At 61.3% G+C, this 19,550-nt stretch carries 17 protein-coding genes; 12 read left to right on the forward strand and 5 right to left on the reverse strand.

From position 1 onward, the window contains the following. Window positions 1–7: 7 nt before the first annotated feature. Window positions 8–892, reverse strand: coding sequence for a LysR substrate-binding domain-containing protein (locus tag IG169_RS05520; RefSeq protein WP_193175163.1), 885 nt, complete (start codon window positions 890–892; stop codon window positions 8–10). 171 nt (window positions 893–1,063) lie between these two features. On the opposite strand from IG169_RS05520, the gene IG169_RS05525 reads away from it, so the two are divergent. Then, complete coding sequence (locus IG169_RS05525) at window positions 1,064–2,146, forward strand: TauD/TfdA family dioxygenase (RefSeq protein WP_343225584.1); 1,083 nt, start codon at window positions 1,064–1,066, stop codon at window positions 2,144–2,146. Continuing rightward, entirely contained in the window at window positions 2,143–2,907 is a 765-nt protein-coding gene (locus tag IG169_RS05530; protein ID WP_193175165.1) for a class II aldolase/adducin family protein, read from the forward strand. Before IG169_RS05525 ends, IG169_RS05530 begins: the two co-directional genes overlap by 4 nt. Window positions 2,908–2,977: 70 nt before the next feature. Here IG169_RS05530 and IG169_RS05535 read toward each other — a convergent pair whose 3' ends face one another. The 3 genes from IG169_RS05535 to IG169_RS05545 are packed head-to-tail and all read right to left on the reverse strand — an operon-like array spanning window position 2,978 to window position 5,785. Next, window positions 2,978–4,051, reverse strand: a complete 1,074-nt coding sequence (locus tag IG169_RS05535; protein WP_193175232.1) for an ABC transporter ATP-binding protein — start codon at window positions 4,049–4,051, stop codon at window positions 2,978–2,980. 25 nt (window positions 4,052–4,076) lie between these two features. Next, complete coding sequence (locus IG169_RS05540; RefSeq protein ID WP_193175233.1) at window positions 4,077–4,892, reverse strand: ABC transporter permease; 816 nt, start codon at window positions 4,890–4,892, stop codon at window positions 4,077–4,079. Then, window positions 4,892–5,785 carry an ABC transporter permease gene (locus IG169_RS05545; RefSeq protein WP_193175234.1) on the reverse strand — a complete coding sequence of 298 codons (894 nt, stop codon included), beginning with the start codon at window positions 5,783–5,785 and terminating at the stop codon, window positions 4,892–4,894. The genes IG169_RS05540 and IG169_RS05545 overlap by 1 nt, the downstream gene beginning before the upstream one ends. A gap of 264 nt (window positions 5,786–6,049) precedes the next feature. Here IG169_RS05545 and IG169_RS05550 point away from each other — a divergent pair, with 264 nt between their 5' ends. Then, the gene (locus IG169_RS05550) at window positions 6,050–7,474 is read left to right on the forward strand and encodes an aminotransferase (RefSeq protein WP_193175166.1); all 1,425 of its coding nucleotides are present in this window, start codon (window positions 6,050–6,052) and stop codon (window positions 7,472–7,474) included. 52 nt (window positions 7,475–7,526) lie between these two features. Here IG169_RS05550 and IG169_RS05555 read toward each other — a convergent pair whose 3' ends face one another. Then, complete coding sequence (locus IG169_RS05555; RefSeq protein ID WP_193175167.1) at window positions 7,527–8,732, reverse strand: aromatic ring-hydroxylating oxygenase subunit alpha; 1,206 nt, start codon at window positions 8,730–8,732, stop codon at window positions 7,527–7,529. Between the two features lie 1,038 nt (window positions 8,733–9,770). On the opposite strand from IG169_RS05555, the gene IG169_RS05560 reads away from it, so the two are divergent. The 9 genes from IG169_RS05560 (at window position 9,771) to IG169_RS05600 (ending at window position 19,511) form a co-directional block, all read left to right on the forward strand. Beyond that, a complete protein-coding gene (locus tag IG169_RS05560) occupies window positions 9,771–10,142 on the forward strand; it encodes an STAS domain-containing protein (RefSeq protein ID WP_281435895.1) in 372 nt (123 codons plus the stop codon). After that, window positions 10,142–10,510: a response regulator gene (locus IG169_RS05565; RefSeq protein ID WP_193175169.1), complete on the forward strand. Its 369-nt coding sequence runs from the start codon at window positions 10,142–10,144 to the stop codon at window positions 10,508–10,510. Before IG169_RS05560 ends, IG169_RS05565 begins: the two co-directional genes overlap by 1 nt. Beyond that, window positions 10,507–12,522 carry a chemotaxis protein CheA gene (locus IG169_RS05570; protein WP_193175170.1) on the forward strand — a complete coding sequence of 672 codons (2,016 nt, stop codon included), beginning with the start codon at window positions 10,507–10,509 and terminating at the stop codon, window positions 12,520–12,522. Before IG169_RS05565 ends, IG169_RS05570 begins: the two co-directional genes overlap by 4 nt. 35 nt (window positions 12,523–12,557) lie before the next feature. Continuing rightward, window positions 12,558–13,028 carry a chemotaxis protein CheW gene (locus IG169_RS05575; protein ID WP_193175171.1) on the forward strand — a complete coding sequence of 157 codons (471 nt, stop codon included), beginning with the start codon at window positions 12,558–12,560 and terminating at the stop codon, window positions 13,026–13,028. Between the two features lie 11 nt (window positions 13,029–13,039). Continuing rightward, window positions 13,040–15,127 carry a HAMP domain-containing methyl-accepting chemotaxis protein gene (locus IG169_RS05580; protein ID WP_193175172.1) on the forward strand — a complete coding sequence of 696 codons (2,088 nt, stop codon included), beginning with the start codon at window positions 13,040–13,042 and terminating at the stop codon, window positions 15,125–15,127. Window positions 15,128–15,141: 14 nt separating this feature from the next. Continuing rightward, window positions 15,142–15,636 (forward strand): chemotaxis protein CheW, encoded by a 495-nt coding sequence (locus IG169_RS05585; RefSeq protein ID WP_193175173.1) that lies wholly within the window; start codon window positions 15,142–15,144, stop codon window positions 15,634–15,636. Window positions 15,637–15,752: 116 nt separating this feature from the next. After that, entirely contained in the window at window positions 15,753–16,631 is an 879-nt protein-coding gene (locus tag IG169_RS05590) for a CheR family methyltransferase (protein ID WP_193175174.1), read from the forward strand. Between the two features lie 22 nt (window positions 16,632–16,653). Then, window positions 16,654–17,778, forward strand: a complete 1,125-nt coding sequence (locus IG169_RS05595) for a protein-glutamate methylesterase/protein-glutamine glutaminase (protein WP_193175175.1) — start codon at window positions 16,654–16,656, stop codon at window positions 17,776–17,778. Window positions 17,779–17,792: 14 nt separating this feature from the next. Beyond that, on the forward strand, window positions 17,793–19,511 hold the full coding sequence (locus tag IG169_RS05600) for a hypothetical protein (protein WP_193175176.1): 1,719 nt from the start codon (window positions 17,793–17,795) through the stop codon (window positions 19,509–19,511). Window positions 19,512–19,550 lie beyond the last annotated feature (39 nt).

Here is a 19,550-nt window from a genome sequence, read left to right on the forward strand (position 1 = left end):
ACAGGATTTACTGCGAATGTTGCTCGAGCCAGGTCAGGAAAAGTTGCGTGGCGGATTTTCGCGCGCCGGCCGGCGACAGGGTCGCATGGTAGCCCGTACCGAGATCGACCGCACCGTCCGGCCATGAAACCAGCGCGCCCTCGGCCACGAATGCCTCGGTAATCGATCGCCATCCCAGGACCAGCCCGCGCCCGTTGAGCGCAGCCTGTACCGCCTGTACGTAGTTGTCGAAAAATTGGCCGGACCCCGAATGCCGGCCCAGTCCGCGATGTTTGAAATAGTCCGGCCAGCCTGCCCAGTGATGTGTTTTCGGACTTCGGACATGGATGAGCGGCGCGTTATTCAGCCCGATGCTTTCGGCCAGGAGCCGCTCGACCAGGGCCGGCTGCCCGACGGGGCAGACGATCTCGTCGAAGAGTTTGGTTGTTTCGCCATCGGTCCACGCTCCGGTGCCGTACCGCAATGCGAGATCGATCCCCGCCGAGATCGCCGGAAGGTCGGTCGGAGGAGCCTGAACGTTGACGAGAATTTCGGGGTGGCGGGCATAGAAGTCGGACAGCCGCGGCATCAGCCAGTAGGTCGCCATACCCAGCGTACAGGAGACGGTAAGGCTCTGCTCCCCGGCGCCGGCGCGGATCTCCTCGATGGTGCGGGCGATCATGTCCAGTCCGTCACGCGTGGCGCGGGCAAGCTGCTGGCCGGATTCCGTCAGGCGCGCCGGGCGGGTGCTGCGGTCGAGAAGCGTCGTCCCGACATGGTCCTCCAGCGCCTTCAGCGCCTGCGTGACGGCCGGTCCTGTGACATTGAGTTCGGCGGCCGCGTCGCGCATTGCTCCGAGCCGGGCAACAGCCTCGAAAGTGGTGAGCAGGCGCAACGGCGGCAGATGGTCCACTACTTAACATCCAGCTTAATTTGAGATTAGATTAATCCGCCTATTTTCGCGAGAAAACAATGGCCATTCTGTTGGTGTTCCCGTTCTTCCGTGGAATCAAGTTAAGGGCACGCCATGGACATAATGCCATCCGCCGCAGACACCGTAAGCCTGTCCGAAAAGGGTCTTCACGTGACCCTGCCAGACGGGCGTCGCTGCTATTTCAACCACTACTGGCTTCGCGACAACTGCCCGTCCTCCTTCGACAGAACGACGCGCGAGCGGGTTTTCGACATCTTCCATCTGGAACAGCCGCCGTACCCTGAAAGTGCAGTTCTGGAGGATGACGCGCTGTTGATCCGTTGGAGCGGAGAGGATCATGTCTCGCGACTTCCCGTGGACATGCTGGCAGCCTATGCCGACGGTACGCCGCGGTTCGATCCGTCCGACCTGCCACGCAAGCCGTGGTACGGCGATCATTACCCGGATGTTGCCCGGTTCTCGCAGCCCGAACTGATGGCCGACCGTCGTCTTGTTGCCCGATGGATCGAGGCGCTACTGGTGGAAGGCGTGGCGATCATAACTGACATGCCCGACAGCGACGCGGGCCTCACCGAGACCGCCAATCTGATCGGTCAGGTGCGACCGACCTTCTTCGGCGATTATTTCGACGTCCGCACGCATATCAAACCGACGAATCTCGCCTATACCGCCAAAGCACTGGAGCTGCACACGGATACCCCGGCCGAAGATGTGGCGCCGGGCGTGCAATTCCTGCATTGCCGCGCGAATTCGGTCGAAGGTGGCGGCAGCCTTTTTGCGGACGGCATGGCCGTGGCGAACGATTTCCGCGAGGTCGACCCCGAAGGCTTCCGCCTGTTGTCGGAAACCGAGATTCCATTCTATTGCGAGCACGATATCTATGACATGCGCTCCCGCCAGCGGGTGATCGAGCTGGATAAAAAAGGGGACGTGTCCGGTCTGACGATCAGTCAGCACATGGCCGATATCTTCGATCTGCCGCAGTACCTCCTCGACGACTATTATCCGGCCTTTTGCCGCTTCGGGAAAATGCTGCAGGACGAGCGCTATGTGATGAGGTTCCTGCTGAAGGCCGGTGAGTGCATCACCTTCGACAACCACCGCATCGTGCATGGACGCGCCGCCTATTCGGCGACCAGCGGCGACCGCTACCTGCGCGGCACCTACACCGACCGGGCCGAGATGCGCTCGACCTATCGCGCAATCGTCAGTGAAGGGAGGTTCAGGGAATGAACATGGCCAAGCCGGAGATCCTCTCGGGCGAGTCGCCGAATTTGATCGCTCTTCGCCAGGATCTCGCAGCCGCCTTTCGGCTCTGCCACCGGTTCGGCTGGAGCGAGTCGGTCGGCAACCATTTCAGCGCGGCGGTCTCGGCTTGCGGACGCAAGTTTCTTTTGAATCCGCGCTGGCAGCATTTCGCGACGATGCGCGCATGCGATCTACTTCTGCTCGACGTGGACGACACCGCGGTCATGTCCCGTGCTGACGCGCCCGATCCTTCCGCCTGGACGATTCACGGCACGATGCACCGCATGCTGCCCGAGGCGCGCGTGATCCTGCATTGCCATTCGCCTTATGCGGTGGCGCTGTCCTGCCTGAAGGACCCGACGCTCCTGCCGCTCGACAACAATACCGCGCGGTTTTTCGGGCGCACGGGTTACGACCTGCATTTCGGCGGGATCGCCGATGCCGAGGAAGAAGGCTTGCGGCTCGCCGATTCGATGAAGAGCAATTCGGTGTTGATCATGGGCAATCATGGCGTCTCGGTCGCAGGCGAGACGGTGGCCGATGCCTTCGAAGACCTCTATTTCTTCGAAAAGGCCGCCCAGACCATGGTGCTTGCGTTGTCTACCGGAAAGGCGTTGGCTGTCCTGCCGGACGAGGTCGCCCGCGCGACAGCCGAGGGTTGGGACGCGTATCGCGGCATGGCCGCACGGCATTTCGATTATTTGAAGTCATGCCTTGATGCCGAGGATGCCTCCTGGCGCGACTGAGGCGCGGCCTGAACGGGATCCACGCCTGACGGGAATCCCCGTAGCCTTTGCTTGTGCCGATGGCTCCGGCCTAGTCGCGGAGGGCGACAAGGGCGTCGGGATCGAAGGCGAGCCTTATCTGAGAGCCGACAGGGATGTCGTCCGCTCCGAAATCGTTGGTCTCGATAACGGAAAGCGGTGTCTCGAGATCCGGAATCTCGACGATCAGATGCGTGATCTCACCGAAATAGTGCCGGTCGACGACGCGGCCCGCGATTTCGTTCTCGCTGCGGTCATCGTCCCACAAGACGCGCAGCCGCTCCGGCCGGATGCCAAGCGTGGCCGTGCCGCCATTGACGACGAACCCTTCGGGGCGCTCGGTCTTTACCTGCCCAAAGCCGCGCGTCTTCAAGGTCAGCGACGTTCCGTTTTCGGCCGCGACCTCGGCGGAGACGAAATTCATCCCGCCGAGGAAATCGGCGACCTGGCGTGTCACCGGCCGCTGGTAGATATCCTTAGGGGTCGCGACCTGGGCGATCTGGCCGTCGAACATGACCGCGATGCGGTCGGACATTGCCAGTGCCTCGTACTGGTCGTGGGTCACCAGGATGAAGGTGATGCCGACCTGTTTCTGGAGGTGACGCAGTTCCACCTGCATCTGCTCGCGCAGCTTCTTGTCGAGCGCAGAGAGGGGCTCGTCGAGCAGCAGCACCTTCGGCCGCATGACAAGGGCGCGAGCGAGCGCCACACGCTGACGCTGACCGCCGGAGAGCTCGTTGGCGCGCCTTTTTCCGAGATGGCCCAATTCCACCTGTGTCAGAGCTTCCTCGACGCGGCGTTTCTCCTCTGCCTTGTCGAGGCGCATCCGTTTCAGGCCGTAGGCGACGTTTTCCTGCACGTTCATGTGCGGGAAGATCGCGTAGCTCTGGAACACCATGTTGGTCGGCCGCCGGTTGGCGGGCATGCCTTCCATCGGCTGGCCGTCGATGGTGATCCCGCCTTCGGTCGGCTGGTCGAAACCGGCGATGAGTCTGAGAAGCGTGGTCTTGCCGCAACCGGATGGTCCGAGGAGCGAGAAGAACTCTCCCTCGTTGATCGTCGCGGAAACACGGTCGAGCGCAGTAAAGGCACCAAATTTCCTCGTCACGCCCGAAATCTCGATCATGGCCTTGCCCGTTTGGGCGTTTGGATCAGGCAAATAGACCTCCTGCCTCGGTTAGGGTCTTGCGCGCCGCGCGACGCCTGTACATCTCGGCCACGGTCAGAAGAACGAGCGAGCCGACCAGCATGATGGTGCCGAGCGCGAGCACGGCAGGCAGCTTCGCGGCGAAACGCAACTGCCCCCAGATATAGATCGGCAGGGTCGGCTCTCGTCCGCTCAGGAAGAAGGCGACCATGAACTCGTCGAGCGATATGGTGAAGGAGACGAGCAGGCTGGAGACGATCGCCGGCATCATCATCGGAAGGGTGACGCGGCGAATCGTGCCGAAAGTCGTTTCGCCGAGGTCGGCGGATGCTTCCTCGAAGGACGGATCGAACCCCTCGAAGCCGGAAACAAGCACGGTGATCGAGTAGGGCAGGCAGATCAGCACGTGGCCGACAATCACGGTCATGAGCGACAGGCCGAGGCCGAACTGCAGCAGGACCAGCAGGAGCGAGATCGCAATGATGATCTCGGGCAGCACCAGCGGTGCCATGATGACGCCGCTCATCGGGCGCTTGCCGGTAAAGCGGTAGCGGGTAATGGCGCGTGCCGCACAGATGCCCAGAATGGTGGCGACCAACGCCGAAGCGGTGCCGACGACGAGCGTGTTGCGTGCGGCATTCAGCATGATGTCGTTGCCCCACAGGCTCTCATACCACTTCATGGAGAAGCCCTTGAGGGGGAAGACGGGAATCGGAGAGGAGTTGACCGAAAAGATCGGCAGCAGCATCACCGGCAGGTAGAGGAAGGCGATGTAAAGAATGGCATAGCCCGGCAGCCAGCCGCGGGTGAGTGCTTTCATCATCTGAGCGCCCTCACGAAACCGCGCATGACGACGACTGCCGCGCCTGCCATCGCGGTGACGATCACCATGGTCGAGACCGTTAGCGCCGCTCCGAGCGGCCAGTTGGAGGCGCGCCCGAACTGGGCCTGGATCGCGTTGGCGATCATCACGCCCTCGGTGCCGCCGACCAGTTTCGGCGTCACATAGTCGCCGACTGTGGGGATCATCACGATCAGAAGCGCGCCTGTCACTCCGGGCAGGGAGAGTGGCAGCGTGACGCGCATAAAGCGCCGCAATGGCCCGTCGCCGAGATCGGTCGCGGCTTCGATCAGGGACCGGTCGATCTTTTCCAGCGACACGAAGACAGGCAGCACGGCGAAGACGGCCCAGGCATGGATCAGTGTCAGGATGACGGCATTGGTCGAATAGAGCAGGGATTCTACCGGCTTGTCGGTCAGGCCGAGCCCCATGAGGGTTGTGTTGAGGACCCCGTTGTACCCGAGGATGACTTTCCAGGCCATCACGCGCAACAGGTAGCCGGTCCAGAACGGAACGGTGATCAGGAAGAGCCAGAGGCCTTTGCGCCGGCCGCCGTAAAACGAGATGTAGTAGGCGATGGGATAGGCAAACAGCACCGTCGCTACGCTGACGGTCAGCGAGATGAAGAGCGAGCGGAGCAGCAGGTCGCGGTAGATCGGCTCGGTCAGCGCGATGCGGTAGTTCTCGAGCGTGAAGCTGCGGTCGATCGTCAGGTAGGTCTGGGTCCAGAAGCTGTGCGCGAAGACAACCAGCATGGGCAGGACGAGAAAGGTGAGGGCATACAGGAAGGGAAGGCTGAGGAGCGTGAAGCCGCGGCCCTGCTCGGACCTGAGCCAGTTGCGCCGGACCGTGCGCTGCCGAGGAGCGGGCATCACGTGGTCGACCGCTGCCGTCAAGGTCGAAACTCCGGCGTGGGCGTGACCGGTTTCGCGTCTGTTATCGTCATCGGCCTCTCTCGGATGTATGAAGCTTCGCTGCGAGACAATGTCATTATAGCGTTAAAAGGCGCATTGAAATCAAGAGAAATCTCTGCGATATTGATTGAACGGACATTCAAAAAGATAAAGAGAACGCACTGATTCCCGATAGTTGTCCAAAAATGTTGGTCATCGGAGAAGTGTTCGGGCGGGACTGTAATGGCAGCTATCAAGGACTACAGGAAAGCCGGCGACGCAATCGATGCGCGGCAGGCGGCGGAGCTTACCAAATCGGCCGAGCGCCACCTCGTGCAACCCTGGCCGACGGCGGGCGCTATCGGCAATGAAGCGCGCGGCCTGATTGCCAGCGGCGAGGGCGTGTATGTGACGGACGAGACCGGCGCGAAGCTGATCGACGGGCCGGCCGGCATGTGGTGCGTCAATGTCGGCCATCGTCGCGAGGAGCTTGCCAGCGTCATGTACGACCAGGCGATGGCCCTGTCCTACAATTCGCCATGGTACACGATGAGCGAGCCCTCGGCGCTGCTCGCCGAACGCATTGCCGGCCACGCGCCGGGTGATCTCGACCATGTCTTCTTCACGACCGGCGGATCGTCGGCGGTCGAAAGCGCGTTGCGTTTCATGCAGTTCTACAACAACGTGCGCGGCCGGCCGGATAAGAAGAAGATCGTCAGCCGAGAGGGTGCCTATCACGGCTCGACCTATCTTTCGGCCTCGCTCAACGGGCGTCCGCGCGATCGCGACTGGATGGATGGCGCGGACGAACTCGTCATCAAGCTGAGTTGCCCCGATCCCTTCCGCCGGCCACAGGGCATGAGCGTGAAGGAGTTCACGGATTCCCTCGTCGCGGAATTCCGCGAAACGGTGGAACGCGTCGGCGCCGACAAGATCGGCGCCTTTGTCGGCGAGCCGGTCATGGCATCCGGCGGTGTGATCGTGCCGCCCGACGGCTATCTGCAACGCATGGCGGAGATCTGCCGCGAAAACGACATCCTCTATATTTCCGACGAGGTGGTCACGGCATTCGGCCGCATGGGGCACGTCTTTGCCTCGGAGAAGGTATTCGGCATCCAGCCGGACATCATCACCTTCGCCAAGGGCGTGACGTCGGGCTATTTCCCGCTGGGCGGGATGGTGGTTTCCGCGCGCCTGTTCGATGAATTGCGCAGGTCCAATCATCCCGACGCGATGTATGCGCACGGGCTGACCTATTCGAGCCACCCGGTCGGATGTGCCGTCGCCCTGAGGAATCTCGACATTCTCGAGGGCGGATTGCTGGCGCAGGCGCGCGAAATCGCGCCCTATTTCATGGATCGCCTCAAGACGCTGGAAGACCTGCCGCTGGTGGGCGAGGTGCGGGGCAAGGGGCTGATGGCCTGCGTGGACTGCGTCGCCGACCGCGAAAGCCGCAATCCGCTGCGGCTCGATACCGAAGTCGGCCAGCGCATCGATCGCCACTGCCATGAGCTCGGATTGCTTGTGCGGCCGCTGATCAACATGTGCGTGATGTCGCCGCCGCTGGTGATCACGCGCGAACAGATCGACCGGATGGCGGCGATCCTGCGCGAAGGTATTTCCCGCACGATGGACGATTTGCGCCGCGAAGGGCTGTGGGAAGGCTGAGCCCGGCCTCGCTGTGCAGGCCAGGCGATCCGTCCGGCCGGTTCGGCTTTTCTTAGCAGGAGCTGCTGTCCGCCATCCGTCGATTGATCCCGGCCATCTCGCGCTCGTCCGGTGCTTCTTCCAGATTGAGGACGGGCAGGACCTCGCGCAGATGGTCGTGATGTGTACGCACGCCGTATTCGAGGTCCGACAGGTAGAATCCGGCGAAGGCCTCCGACAGCATGGACTCGTTTGACCAGACCGTCAGTTGGACATCTTCTTCCATTGTCTCGCGATCGATGCGCTGGGCGAGGTAGCGTGCCGCCGCCGTCTCTCGGCTTTCGTCGGCGTAGCGGTAGACTGCGCCCCGCAACAGCGATTCCCCCGTCGACAGCGGGAACTCCTGATAGAACTGGACCAGTTCCGGAGTCACCGCGATGACCGCGTTCGGAAACAGGCCGTAATAAACCCAGGCGCAACGCAGACCTTCGGGAAGGTGATCCGGTTTTGGCGCGATATTGAGATAGTTGCGAACGCTCCAGCGGCGGCCGGAATGGTCATCATAGGATCCGAAAGCCCGGCACACGCCGTTGATGAAGGGCTCGTCGTAATAGGTCGAGCCGTAGAGGTCCTGCAGGGCAGGGTGCGCCATGGCGACGTGATAGCCCTCGTTGTCGACATCGCGGACCGACTTCCAGTTTACCGGCGAGGTCTGGGTCCAGATGCCGTCAGCCGGAACCATCTCCGCCGTCCGGTAGGGCGTGATCTCTTCCTCGAACGGCTGCATCAGCGTGGCGACGGAAGGCTGCGGTCCTTTGCGGAACCGCACGAAGATGAACCCCATCCAGATCTCGGCCTCGATCTCGATTAGGCCGAATTCGTTCTTATCGAGATCGGGGAAGCTGCGCGGGCGGGCGGCGCCGCGGAGCGTGCCGTCGAGGTTGTAGACCCAGCCGTGGAACGGGCAGATCAGCGCGTTGCGGCAGGTGCCATGGTCATCGGCGACGAGCCGGCCACCACGGTGACGGCAGATATTGTGGAACGCTCGGACAACCCCGTCCTGGCCGCGGACGACAAGCGCCCGTTCGCCAAAAGCATCGAAGGCGAGATAGTCGCCCGGTTCCGGCATGTCGGATATGTGGCCGGCGATTTGCCAGTGCGTGCGGAACAGATGCTCCTTCTCCAGTTCGAGAAAGGCGTCGCTGTGATAGCTCCAGGCGGGAAGTCCGCTGCGGTCCCAGTCGTTGGGGACGGAAAGATCGCGCTGAGTGATGTTCATGGCCGGTATCCGGATTTATTCGTGCTGAACGTTCATTCAATATAGTCATAATTGACGTTCTTTCGCAAGACGTTACGGACCAACAAATCCATTTCGCATACGATAGGGAATTGTGACGGCGGATGGCTTCGGACGGACGAGTTTCCCGGCACGTGGACGAAACGATGCGTCTTATATGGCGGGTTGACGATGTGCGCCGGTCGCCGATCGATGAGATTATCCGCGATTGTTCAATTGCTTGCGCCGGATGAGCTTTGTCGGTCCGGTCTGCCGCGATCGGCGAGGCGGGCCGCGCGACCGATGAAAAGCGCATCATTGGGCAGCCGTAGACATCGCCGAAAACCGCCCGCCCCAGTATCCGGATTTCGACAATGCGTTCAGCGGCTGGCTGAAGCAATAGTTTTCCCGCAGAGGTGCAGCCATCGGAACCGGCCCGGAGAAGTCGCGACGGAAGTCTCCATTTTCACCCGCGCCGGGATGGAGCGGATCATGCGTTTCGTGTTCGAGACGGCGCAGTCGCGACCGTGAACGCTATAGACGGTCTTCGCCAGACCGAACGCGCATCGTTTCGGGATGGTTTTATGGTGCGAGGTCGCACGCGAGGTTCCAGCGGATTTTCCCGAAGTGACCTGGGACGGGATGCTTGTCGGCGCGATGACAAATATGAACCGGCGTACCGAGGCCCGGGATTGAAGTCAGGCCGTCGTCGCCCTCCGGGGCCTCGTTTCCCGTGCCGGCTAAATCTCATGCTGTATTTGGAATATATAAAATAGCGGCGGCGGAAGACCTGCACCGCGGCCAAGCGCTTCCTTGAAGGCCGGTTCCCGAGAGTCAAGTCTATATTCCCAGAACATAATAAAACTTTCTTACGTAAGGTAATTTCCGCCTGTGTCTAAAATTTTATATTCTCTTAGGGAAATGCTCTGAGTCATCCTGGGCTAATACAATTGATTCTACTTCTTAAGTCTTGGTGCGATTTTGCATCTATAAAAAGTATATATGTAGTAAACTCTTAATTCTTTTTGTTCAGCATAGTCTATGGATTTACTAGAGGGGACATATATTGTGAGTGCGTGCAGCGAAACCGTCGTCGCCCTTAGCGGCGCCTTGGGTCTCAAGGACGCCGGATTGACAGGCGAACGCCTTCACGAAGCGCTCCTTGAGCATGAACGGGTCAAGGTCGAGGTCCACGATCTGGCTAATTTCAACATCGGCATTATCCAGATTCTGGCCTCGGCCCGGCGCACGGCGAGGCAACTTGGTCGTGAACTCGTGCTGTCGGAAACGCCGTCTTCCGCATTTCAAACAACGTTGATCCAGGCGGGTTTGCTCGCGCCGGATGGGACTGCCCGCACGGAAGACGAGCAGTTCTGGATGAACGCCGCCGCCAGACTGGAGGAAGTTGCGTGATGAGCAAGACGATACTGACCATCGACGATTCAGCATCGGTTCGCCAGATGATTGCCCTCACCCTTTCCGGGGCGGGCTACCAGGTCATCGAGGCATGCGATGGCGCGGACGGCTTTCAGAAAGCCACCAGCAATCCTGTGAACGCGGTGATCACCGACCTGAACATGCCGGTGATGAACGGAATCGAGTTCATCCGCAAATATCGCGGCGATCCGTCCAGCACCGGCGTTCCCGTGATTTTTCTCACCACCGAATCCGCGGACGACCTGAAGCGTCAGGCGAAGGAGGCCGGCGCGACCGGCTGGATCACCAAGCCGTTCAATCAGGATCAGCTTCTGGCGGTTATCAGAAAGGTCGTCGGCGCATGACCGGTCCCGATCCCGCTGCAGTCTTCCTCCAGGAAGCACGAGACCTCCTCGAAACGCTGGAGCAGGCGCTTCTCGATCTCGAACAGTCGCCGCACGACCGTGACCTCGTCGATAGCGCATTTCGCGCTCTGCACACGATCAAGGGCTCGGGAGCGATGTTCGGCTTCGACGACGTCGCGGCCTTCGTGCACGAGTTCGAGACCGCCTTTGATCGCGTCCGTGTCGGCGATGTCCCTCCCAGCCCCGGCCTCATCGCCGTGGCGCTCTCGGCCAAGGATCATGTTCACCGGCTTATCGAAGAGCCGGACACGCATGTGCCGGCAGGCGAACCTATCCTCGTAGCGCTGCGCGATATCTTCGACGCGGCCGGCTGGAAAACCGAGCAGGCCGACGCCTTCGCGGAGATGCCGGCCGCGACCGCGAGCGGCCCGCAAGGTTGGCGTGTCGTATTCCGCCTGCCGGAGGATGGCTTGGCGCATGGAACCGATCCGGTGCTGCTTCTCGATGAATTGCGGCAGCTTGGTGATTGCGAGATCTCCGTGCGAACCGACCAGGTTCCGTCTCTCGACGAGATAGATCCGGAAGTCTGCTACTTCGTCTGGGACGTGACGCTGACCACTGATCAGTCGCGGGAGGCTATCGAGGATGTTTTCATGTTCATCCGCGATGACATGGAACTGAGTATCGAGCCCGTGGCCGAAGAAACACCGGCGGCCGAGGAGAACACCGCGGAAACGGAAGCCGTGGCCGAAGCCGGCGATGCCGGCGTCGCGCAAGGCGCGGCACCGAAGAAGAAGGCCGCTGACGGCGCAACCGAGAAATCCAGTTCGTCTATGCGGGTTCCCGCCGAAAGGCTGGACGAACTGATGGATCGGGTGGGCGAGTTGGTGATTGCGCAGGCCCGCTTGTCTCAGATTGCGACCGCCAGCAACGATCTCAACCTCAAGGCCGTTGCCGAGGAGCTTGAACGTCTGTCGTCTGGCCTGCGGGACACGACGATGGGTATCCGAATGGTGCCGATCGGGACGCTGTTTGGCCGCTTCCGCCGTTTGATCTTCGATCTGTCACGCGATCTCGGCAAGGAAATCGAGTTCCTGACCACGGGCGAAGAAACCGAACTCGACAAGACTGTTATCGAGCGCCTCGCGGATCCTCTGGTGCATATCATCCGCAACGCGGTTGACCATGGTCTCGAAGTGCCGGAGCAACGCAAGCAGGTCGGAAAACCGGCCTGGGGGACGGTCAGGCTTTCCGCTATTCATTCCGGCGCGGAAGTTGCCATTTCCATTGTTGACGATGGTGCGGGACTGGACGCCGAGCGCATCCGCGCCAAGGCCGTGAGTGCGGGGTTGCTCGCCGAGGATGCGCACATTTCCGATCAGGAACTGTTCCAGTACATTTTCCATCCGGGCTTTTCGACCGCTGCCGAGGTGACGTCCCTTTCGGGGCGCGGCGTGGGCATGGACGTCGTCAAGCGCACCATGGATGCCCTGCGCGGCAGCATCGACGTCTCCTCCAGGCCCGGTGAGGGGACCACGGTAACCCTGCGCCTGCCACTGACGCTCGCCATCATCGACGGCATGCTCGTGCGTGTTGGGGGCGGACGTTACTCCATCCCGTTATCCGCCGTCGAAGAATGTGTCGAGCTACCGTCGACGGCGGAAGTCGAATCCAAGGGACGCAATTTCCTTAATATCCGGGGCAGTCTCGTTCCGTTCCTGCGGATGCGGGAATTGTTCAATGTCGAGGCGCCGAAGGAACTTCACCAGAAGGTCGTTGTCGTGTCCGCCGGCGAATTCCGCGTCGGGCTGGTCGTCGACCAGATTATCGGCAACAGCCAGACCGTCATCAAGTCGCTGAGCCGGTTCCACGCCGACGTGGAGACGTTCTCCGGTGCCACGATCCTAGGCGACGGAACCGTGGCCCTCATCCTGGATGTCGGGCACCTGGTGAGCTTTGGCCAGACTTTTGAAAACCGCCTGCGGGCGGAAAATGCGGGGAGGGCGGCATGACGGAAGTGAACGACATGCACGACGCGGACGCCGCGATGAAGGCGCTGACAGTCGGCCTGCAGGGGGAAATTTTCGCCATCGAGGCCGAGAGCGTTCGTGAAATCCTGGATGTGGTGCCGATCACGGAAGTGCCCAATGCCAGGGCGTTCGTCGGGGGGCTTATCAATGTACGCGGCCGCGTCGTGCCGCTGGCAGATCTGCGGGTGATGTTCGGCATGGATCGTCCGCCACCGAACACAGATACGCGCATCGTTGTCATCGAGATCGAACTCGATGGCGAGCCGACCATTTTGGCCGTCCTGGCCGACAAGGTTCATGACGTCACCGATATCGAAGCGGTCTCCGTCGAGGAAGCACCGAAAGTCGGTATGCGCTGGCGGCAGGAATTCGTCCGCGGCATCGGCAAACGCGGCGACGACTTCATCATCATTCCCGACATGGGGCGGATATTTGGGGAAAACGGGGGCGCAGGTCAGGCCCTAACTTCGGAAGAAAGGTTCGACTAATGAGACTTACATTGAAGGCAAAACTGGGGGCGGTGTTTGCCACCATTGTCCTGCTTTCGGCTGGGGGCATGCTTCTCGGCATCAACAACCTCGGCAACCTGAACGACAGCTATGACGGCGTGATCAACAACCAGATCGCCCGTATCAGGTACATCAACCAGATCGATTCCACCGCCGTTCGCATCGACCGCGATGAAAAGGATCTCGTTCTTGCCTCCGACAAGGACCAGGTGAACACGGTTGTTACTTCTATCGAAGCGAACAAGAAGAAGCTCGATGACCTGATCGCCAAGGTCTACGATCTGTCCGGTGCCGAGGGACGCTCCAACATTGACGCGTTCAAGGCGGAGTGGGACAAGTTCCTTGCCGCCGACGCGAAGGTGCAGCAGCTGAGCGCCGAGCAATCGATTACGGCCGCAAGCGATTTGCTGGCGAACGAGGCCCGCATTGCCTACAATAACGTGGTGAGCAAGGCCGGTGTCCTCAAGCAGCGTCTTGAGAATGCCGCCGCCGCCAGCACGTTGAGCGGCAACAGCACTGCGGAATATGTAGCGATAGGCAACATCACCGAACTGGTGCTGCGCATTCGGGCCAACACCCTCAAAGTGCTCACCGATCAGGACAATCCCGACGCCCAGAAGGCTGACTCTGAAACGGTCAAGTCCCGCATCGGCGAGCTCAACGCCGAAATGGCCAAGGCGGAGAGCCTGCTGACCGGCAGCAACCTGGCCGCTTTGCAAGAGCTCAAGGCGTCCATTGGCGCCTGGTTGCCTCTGGTCGATCAAGCTGTCGCCAAGGGCCTTGAAAACAGCAACTTTTATGCGTCCGTGGCCAGCCGCGAAGGCGGTGAATATCGGCGCGCCGCCATCGCGGTTCTCAGCGATATGACCGTGCGCATGCGTGAAGCCATCGCTCATACGCAGGAAGAAAATGCTGCGTCCTTCGAACAGGCCCGGATGCTGATGATCGGTCTCCTAGCCGCCATTACCCTGATTGCCGCCATTTCGGCGACCTGGATCGTGCTGAACATCTCCCGTGCGGTTTCCAGCGCCCTCAATCTTGCCAATGCGGTTGCCAACGGCGATCTCAATGCCACGGCCAGTGTGAAATCCAACGACGAGATCAAGGATCTGATCGACGCGTTGAACTCGATGGTGGCCAAACTGAAGGATATCGTCGGTGAAGTGACCTCAGCTGCACGAAACGTTGCGGCCGGCAGCCAGGAGATGTCCGCGGCGTCCGAGCAACTCAGCCAGGGCGCAGCCGAACAGTCGTCATCGACCGAAGAGGCGTCCTCGTCGGTCGAGCAGATGGCTGCCAACATCAAGCAAAACGCCGACAACTCCGGCCAGACCGAAGAGATCGCCCGCACTGCCGCAGGCGATGCCGAGAAGTCCGGCGCGGCCGTAGCCGAAGCGGTCAAAGCGATGGAGACCATCGCCGAGAAAATCCTGATCGTGCAGGAAATCGCTCGCCAGACGGACCTGTTGGCCCTGAACGCGGCGGTGGAAGCTGCACGTGCCGGCGAACATGGACGTGGCTTCGCGGTTGTCGCTTCGGAAGTTCGCAAGCTGGCCGAACGCAGCGCGGCTGCGGCCGATGAAATCTCCGGTCTTTCCGGCGATACGGTGAAGGCCGCCCAGAGTGCCGGCGAGATGTTGTCCAAGCTGGTGCCGGATATCCAGAAGACCGCCGAGCTGGTCTCTGAAATTTCGGCCGCCAGCAACGAACAGAATGCCGGTGCGAGCCAGATCAACATGGCGATCCAGCAGCTCGACAAGGTTACCCAGCAGAACACGTCGGCCGCCGAGGAAATGTCCTCGACTGCCGAAGAGCTGGCCAGCCAGGCCGAGCAGATGCAGCAGACCATCGGCTTCTTCAAGCTGGATGAAAGCTCGACAACGACCAGGCGTCCGGCTGCCGCTCCCTCTCAATCTGCTCAACTCGGCGCGATGGCCAAGCAGATGCGTCAGGGTTTCGCCGCGAAACCGGTGTCCGCGGCGGGCAAGGCCGTAGCCGGTGGCGGGTTCGACCTCGACATGGACAACGGCGGAGACTCGCTCGACAGCGAGTTCTCCCGCCAAAAAGGCGCGGCGTGAGCCGGGGGACAAACATGGCAGATGCTGCGCAATATCTAACCCTTGGGATCGCGAGCGAAACGCTCGCGGTTCCGGTGGGGCGAGTGCAGGAAATACTGGAATTGCGGCCGGTCAGCTGTTTGCCGCATTCCCCCGAAAGCCTCCTGGGTGTCATCGACGTTCGGGGCCAGAGTGTGCCGGTGGTCGATCTGCGGCTCAAGCTCGGCTTTCCGCAATCGGCCGACACACCCGACACGCGAATTGTCGTGTTGTTTGTCGAGGTGGCGGGTCGGCAAATGACCTTCGGTCTGAAGGCGGACCGGGTCTTCGAGGTTACGGTGCTCGACAACACCGATCTCGAAGCGCCGCCGGAAGTCGGAATGAGCTGGCGATCAGACTGTATATCCGGCATCGGCCGCCGCAATGGTGCCTTTGTCACGGTACTCGATCTGGATCGGCTGTTTGGCGATGCCGGGATGTCGTTCAGCGCGCCGGCACGAACCGGTGAGCTGGTCGCGGCCGAAGCATAAGGGGGCGGGAGCGTACCGGCTGTGCCGCATGCTCCCGCGTCTCCGAACATATAACAGCAACCTATAGCCAAGCCTGGCCGAGGATCGCCGTGATCCGGCCGACAGAGGATGCCCGCATGGCGCAAGCGCAGAGAAGTGTAATTACTGCGAAAGAGCCTGTAGACCGACTGGATGACGAGGCCTTCGCGCGTATCGCCGGGATCGTCAACGAACATAGCGGCATCAAGCTGCCGCCAACCAAGCGGCTCATGGTGGAAGGCCGGTTACGCAAGCGTACGCAGCTGAGCGGCTGCGACAGTCTGGCCGATTATTGCGACTACCTGTTCGACAGGGGCGGGCTCGAAAAGGAGTTCGGCCATCTGGTCGACGCGATCACCACGAACAAGACGGATTTCTTCCGCGAATCCGATCATTTCACGGTTTTCGAGGGCGTCCTGTTGCCCTCGCTGCTCAGCCTGCGCCCGAGCGGGGCGAAACCGAAACTGAAGCTATGGAGCGCGGCGAGTTCTAATGGCGCTGAAGCCTACACGATCGCGATGGTCATGGCGGAGGCGAGGGAGCGCTATCGAAACCTCGACTTCTCCATTCTCGGCACCGATATCTCGTCGGCAATGCTCGCGGCCGGGCGGCGGGCAATCTATCCCGCCCAGATGATTGAGCCGGTGCCGGCGGAGATGCAGCAACGCTATGTCATGCGCGGCCGGTTGCCGGCGCGGCAAGATGAGGTCCGCATTGTCCCGGAACTGCGGCGTCGCGTCCGCTTCGAAGCGCTCAATCTGATGGACAACTCGTATCCGTTCGATCGCGACGTGGACGTGATCTTCCTGCGCAATGTGCTGATCTATTTCGACAAGGCGACGCAGGAGGCGGTGACGATGCGGCTGCTGCGGCATCTGCGGCCGGGTGGCTATCTCATTCTCGGACATTCGGAATCGATGATCGGCACCAATCTGAGGTTACCTCAGGTGGCGCCGGGGATTTTCCAGAGGACATGAACACATCAGTGTGAGTAGCGACATGGCAAACAGTACTTTCAATGCCCCGCGCGGAAAGAAAATCCGCGTCCTTATCGTGGACGATTCGGCTGCGGTGCGTCAGTGCCTCAGCGAGATCATTGCCAGCGACCCCGGCCTCGAGGTCATGGCGACCGCGCAGGATCCCTATGTGGCCGCCGAGCGCATCCGCAACGAGGTTCCCGATGTCATCTTTCTCGATATCCAGATGCCCCGCATGGACGGCCTGACTTTTCTGCGAAAGATCATTGCGCAGCGGCCGATCCCTGTCGTGATTTGCTCTACCCTGACTGAAGAGGGTTCCGCGGCCTTTCTCCAGGCTCTGGAGGCCGGCGCAGTGGATGTCGTGACCAAGCCGCGTGTCGATACCGCGCATGCCTTGAAAGAAAGCCGGACCCGGATCTGTGACGTGGCGCGTGCCGCCGCGCAGGCGCGCGTACGGCAACGGCGGCAAGCCGGCGCTCCGGTCAAGGTCGAGGCCAAGCTGACCGCCGATGCAATCCTGCCATCCGGCGGCTTCCGGCAGGGGGCGACCGCCGTCACGAACACGATTGTCTGTATCGGTGCGTCGACGGGGGGAACCGAGGCGTTGCGCGAGGTCCTGACGGTATTGCCGCCTGACTGTCCCGGTATTGCCGTCGTCCAGCACATGCCGGAAAAATTCACGACGGCTTTCGCACGGCGCCTCGACAGCATATGCGCCGTCTCCGTCAAGGAAGCCGAGACCGGCGACATGATTGTTCCGGGTCAGGTGCTGATCGCGCCCGGCAACCAGCACATGCTGATAGAACGGGTCGGCAGCAGCTTCCGGACCGTTATCAGGGGCGGGCCGCAAGTATCGCGGCATCGCCCTTCGGTGGATGTCCTTTTTCGCTCTGCCGCGCAGCGCGTCGGACCCAATGCCGTCGGCATTATTCTGACAGGAATGGGCGATGACGGCGCCAACGGTCTTCTGGAAATGAAAAATGCCGGCGCGCTGACCGTGGCGCAAGACGAAGAAAGCTGCGTCGTTTTCGGCATGCCCAAGGAAGCCATCGATCGCGGGGCGGCGGACCGGATCTTGCCGCTTCATCGAATTCCTGACGTGATCAAGGGAGCGGCCGGCCGGCGGCCGGCGCGTGCATCATGATGGGAGCAAGCGCCTTGGCCAACGCCCCCGAATCCCGGCTTGTCGGGAGCGTGGAGCATATTGCACAGATCGAGGATCGGCTCGCGGCCTCCCGTTCGGTCATCGAGCGGGAATTCGAGGACATGGGCGCCCGGTTGTCGGACTGCGTGCGGTTGTTGAACGAGGTATCGGCAACCCACGCGGATACCGCAGCCGCATTGGAGAGCGAGGAATTCAAGGCGGCGACCCGCCAGCTTCAGGACATGCGTGACAGGATCGGGGAACTGGTCGAAACGCATTCGGGCAGTCACGATTACCTGAATCATCTGGCGGGAATGGCATCGGCCGTTCGCGCTCCGCTCTCGGACCTTTCCAGGACCGTTCGGGCCATCGGAATCGTGGCTATTAACGCCCGTATCGCTGCCGCGGCGCTCAGTGTTCAGGACGAAGATTTCGCGGTCTTCACGACAGGTATGTCGACATTGGCGATGAGCGTTGCGGATGTGGTCAAGGCGCTGTCGGCGTCATACGATGACTTGGGCAGCAGCCTGGCAAAGGCCCGCACCGCCAATGCAGACCTTTCCGCCCGGCAGGGCAACACCGTGAATCAGATTTCAGAGCGCCTCGGCGATCATCTTTCGGTCCTTGATAGCCACAATGTCCGCGCCGCCGCCAAATCCGTCGAATATGCGCAGCTTGTCCGCCAAATCACCGGCCGCGTCGCGGCCGCCGTTTCTGCGCTGCAAATCGGGGACATTACCCGTCAGCGCATCGAACACGTGGAACAGGCCCTGGCCATGCTTCGCATGCGGGTGGGAGAAGGTGTGGACGACGGCAAAGCAGACCCGGTTGTCAGTGTGGTCTGCTGCCTTCAGGCGGCGCAGCTGGAGGATGCGATTCCGGATTTCGATGGGCGTATCCTCGATCTCGCCACGACGTTGCGGGCGCTGGCCAGTGACACATCGGCGCTGCTGAAGGATAGCAACAATGCCGCCGACGCCATGCTGGCTTCGGGCGGGACGGCGCTCGCCGCGATGGTCGACGAGCAGCATCGCCTTCAGGCCATGTTCAAGGAGGTTCGGGCTACTCGGGCAAGCCTGGCAGGCGTGGCCGACAATGTCACGCAGACTTTCGCCGTCATGGCGGGCCACATCGATGCCGTTCGAAAGATCGAAAAGGACATGCGGATGGTCAGTCTCAACACCACGATCCAGTGCGGACGGCTGGGTGATCAGGGCCGTACCTTGAGCGTTATCGCGGAGGAACTGAAGGACCTGACATCGGATACGGTGACGGCGGCGAGCGGAATCATGGCCGCTCTCGGCGAGGCGGATGAGTTCGTAAGGCAGTCGACGGCGGAACAGTCAGGCGGTGACGACGCCGACATCAATGCGCTGGAGTCCGATGCGTCGTCCGCCACGGAGCTGATCGAGGCGGTCATAAGCCGGACCCGGGATGCCGTCACCGATGTTGGCCGGCAGGCGCCGAAAGTGATCGGCCTCATCGAGGACGCGGTGAAAAGCGTCAACTCGCGGGGGAATCTCAGCGATAATTGGCGTCGGGCGCAGAAAGAACTTGAGATGTATGCCCTGTCCGACGCGAAGCCGGCGGAGAATGGCGGCGCCGGGGAGATCCTCGCCGAAATGCGTAGCCGTTACACGATGGACAGCGAGCGCAATGTCCATGACCACCTGCTGGGTTCGTCTGCCGAAAACGTGGCCGACGCTGCGGGCATCGATGATCTCCTGTTCTAGGGATGTGCGACGCTGAGTGATCAGCCCGCCTGGGTGGTC

This window comes from Oricola nitratireducens, from assembly GCF_014904745.1.
Taxonomy (GTDB): Bacteria; Pseudomonadota; Alphaproteobacteria; order Rhizobiales; family Rhizobiaceae; genus Oricola; species Oricola nitratireducens.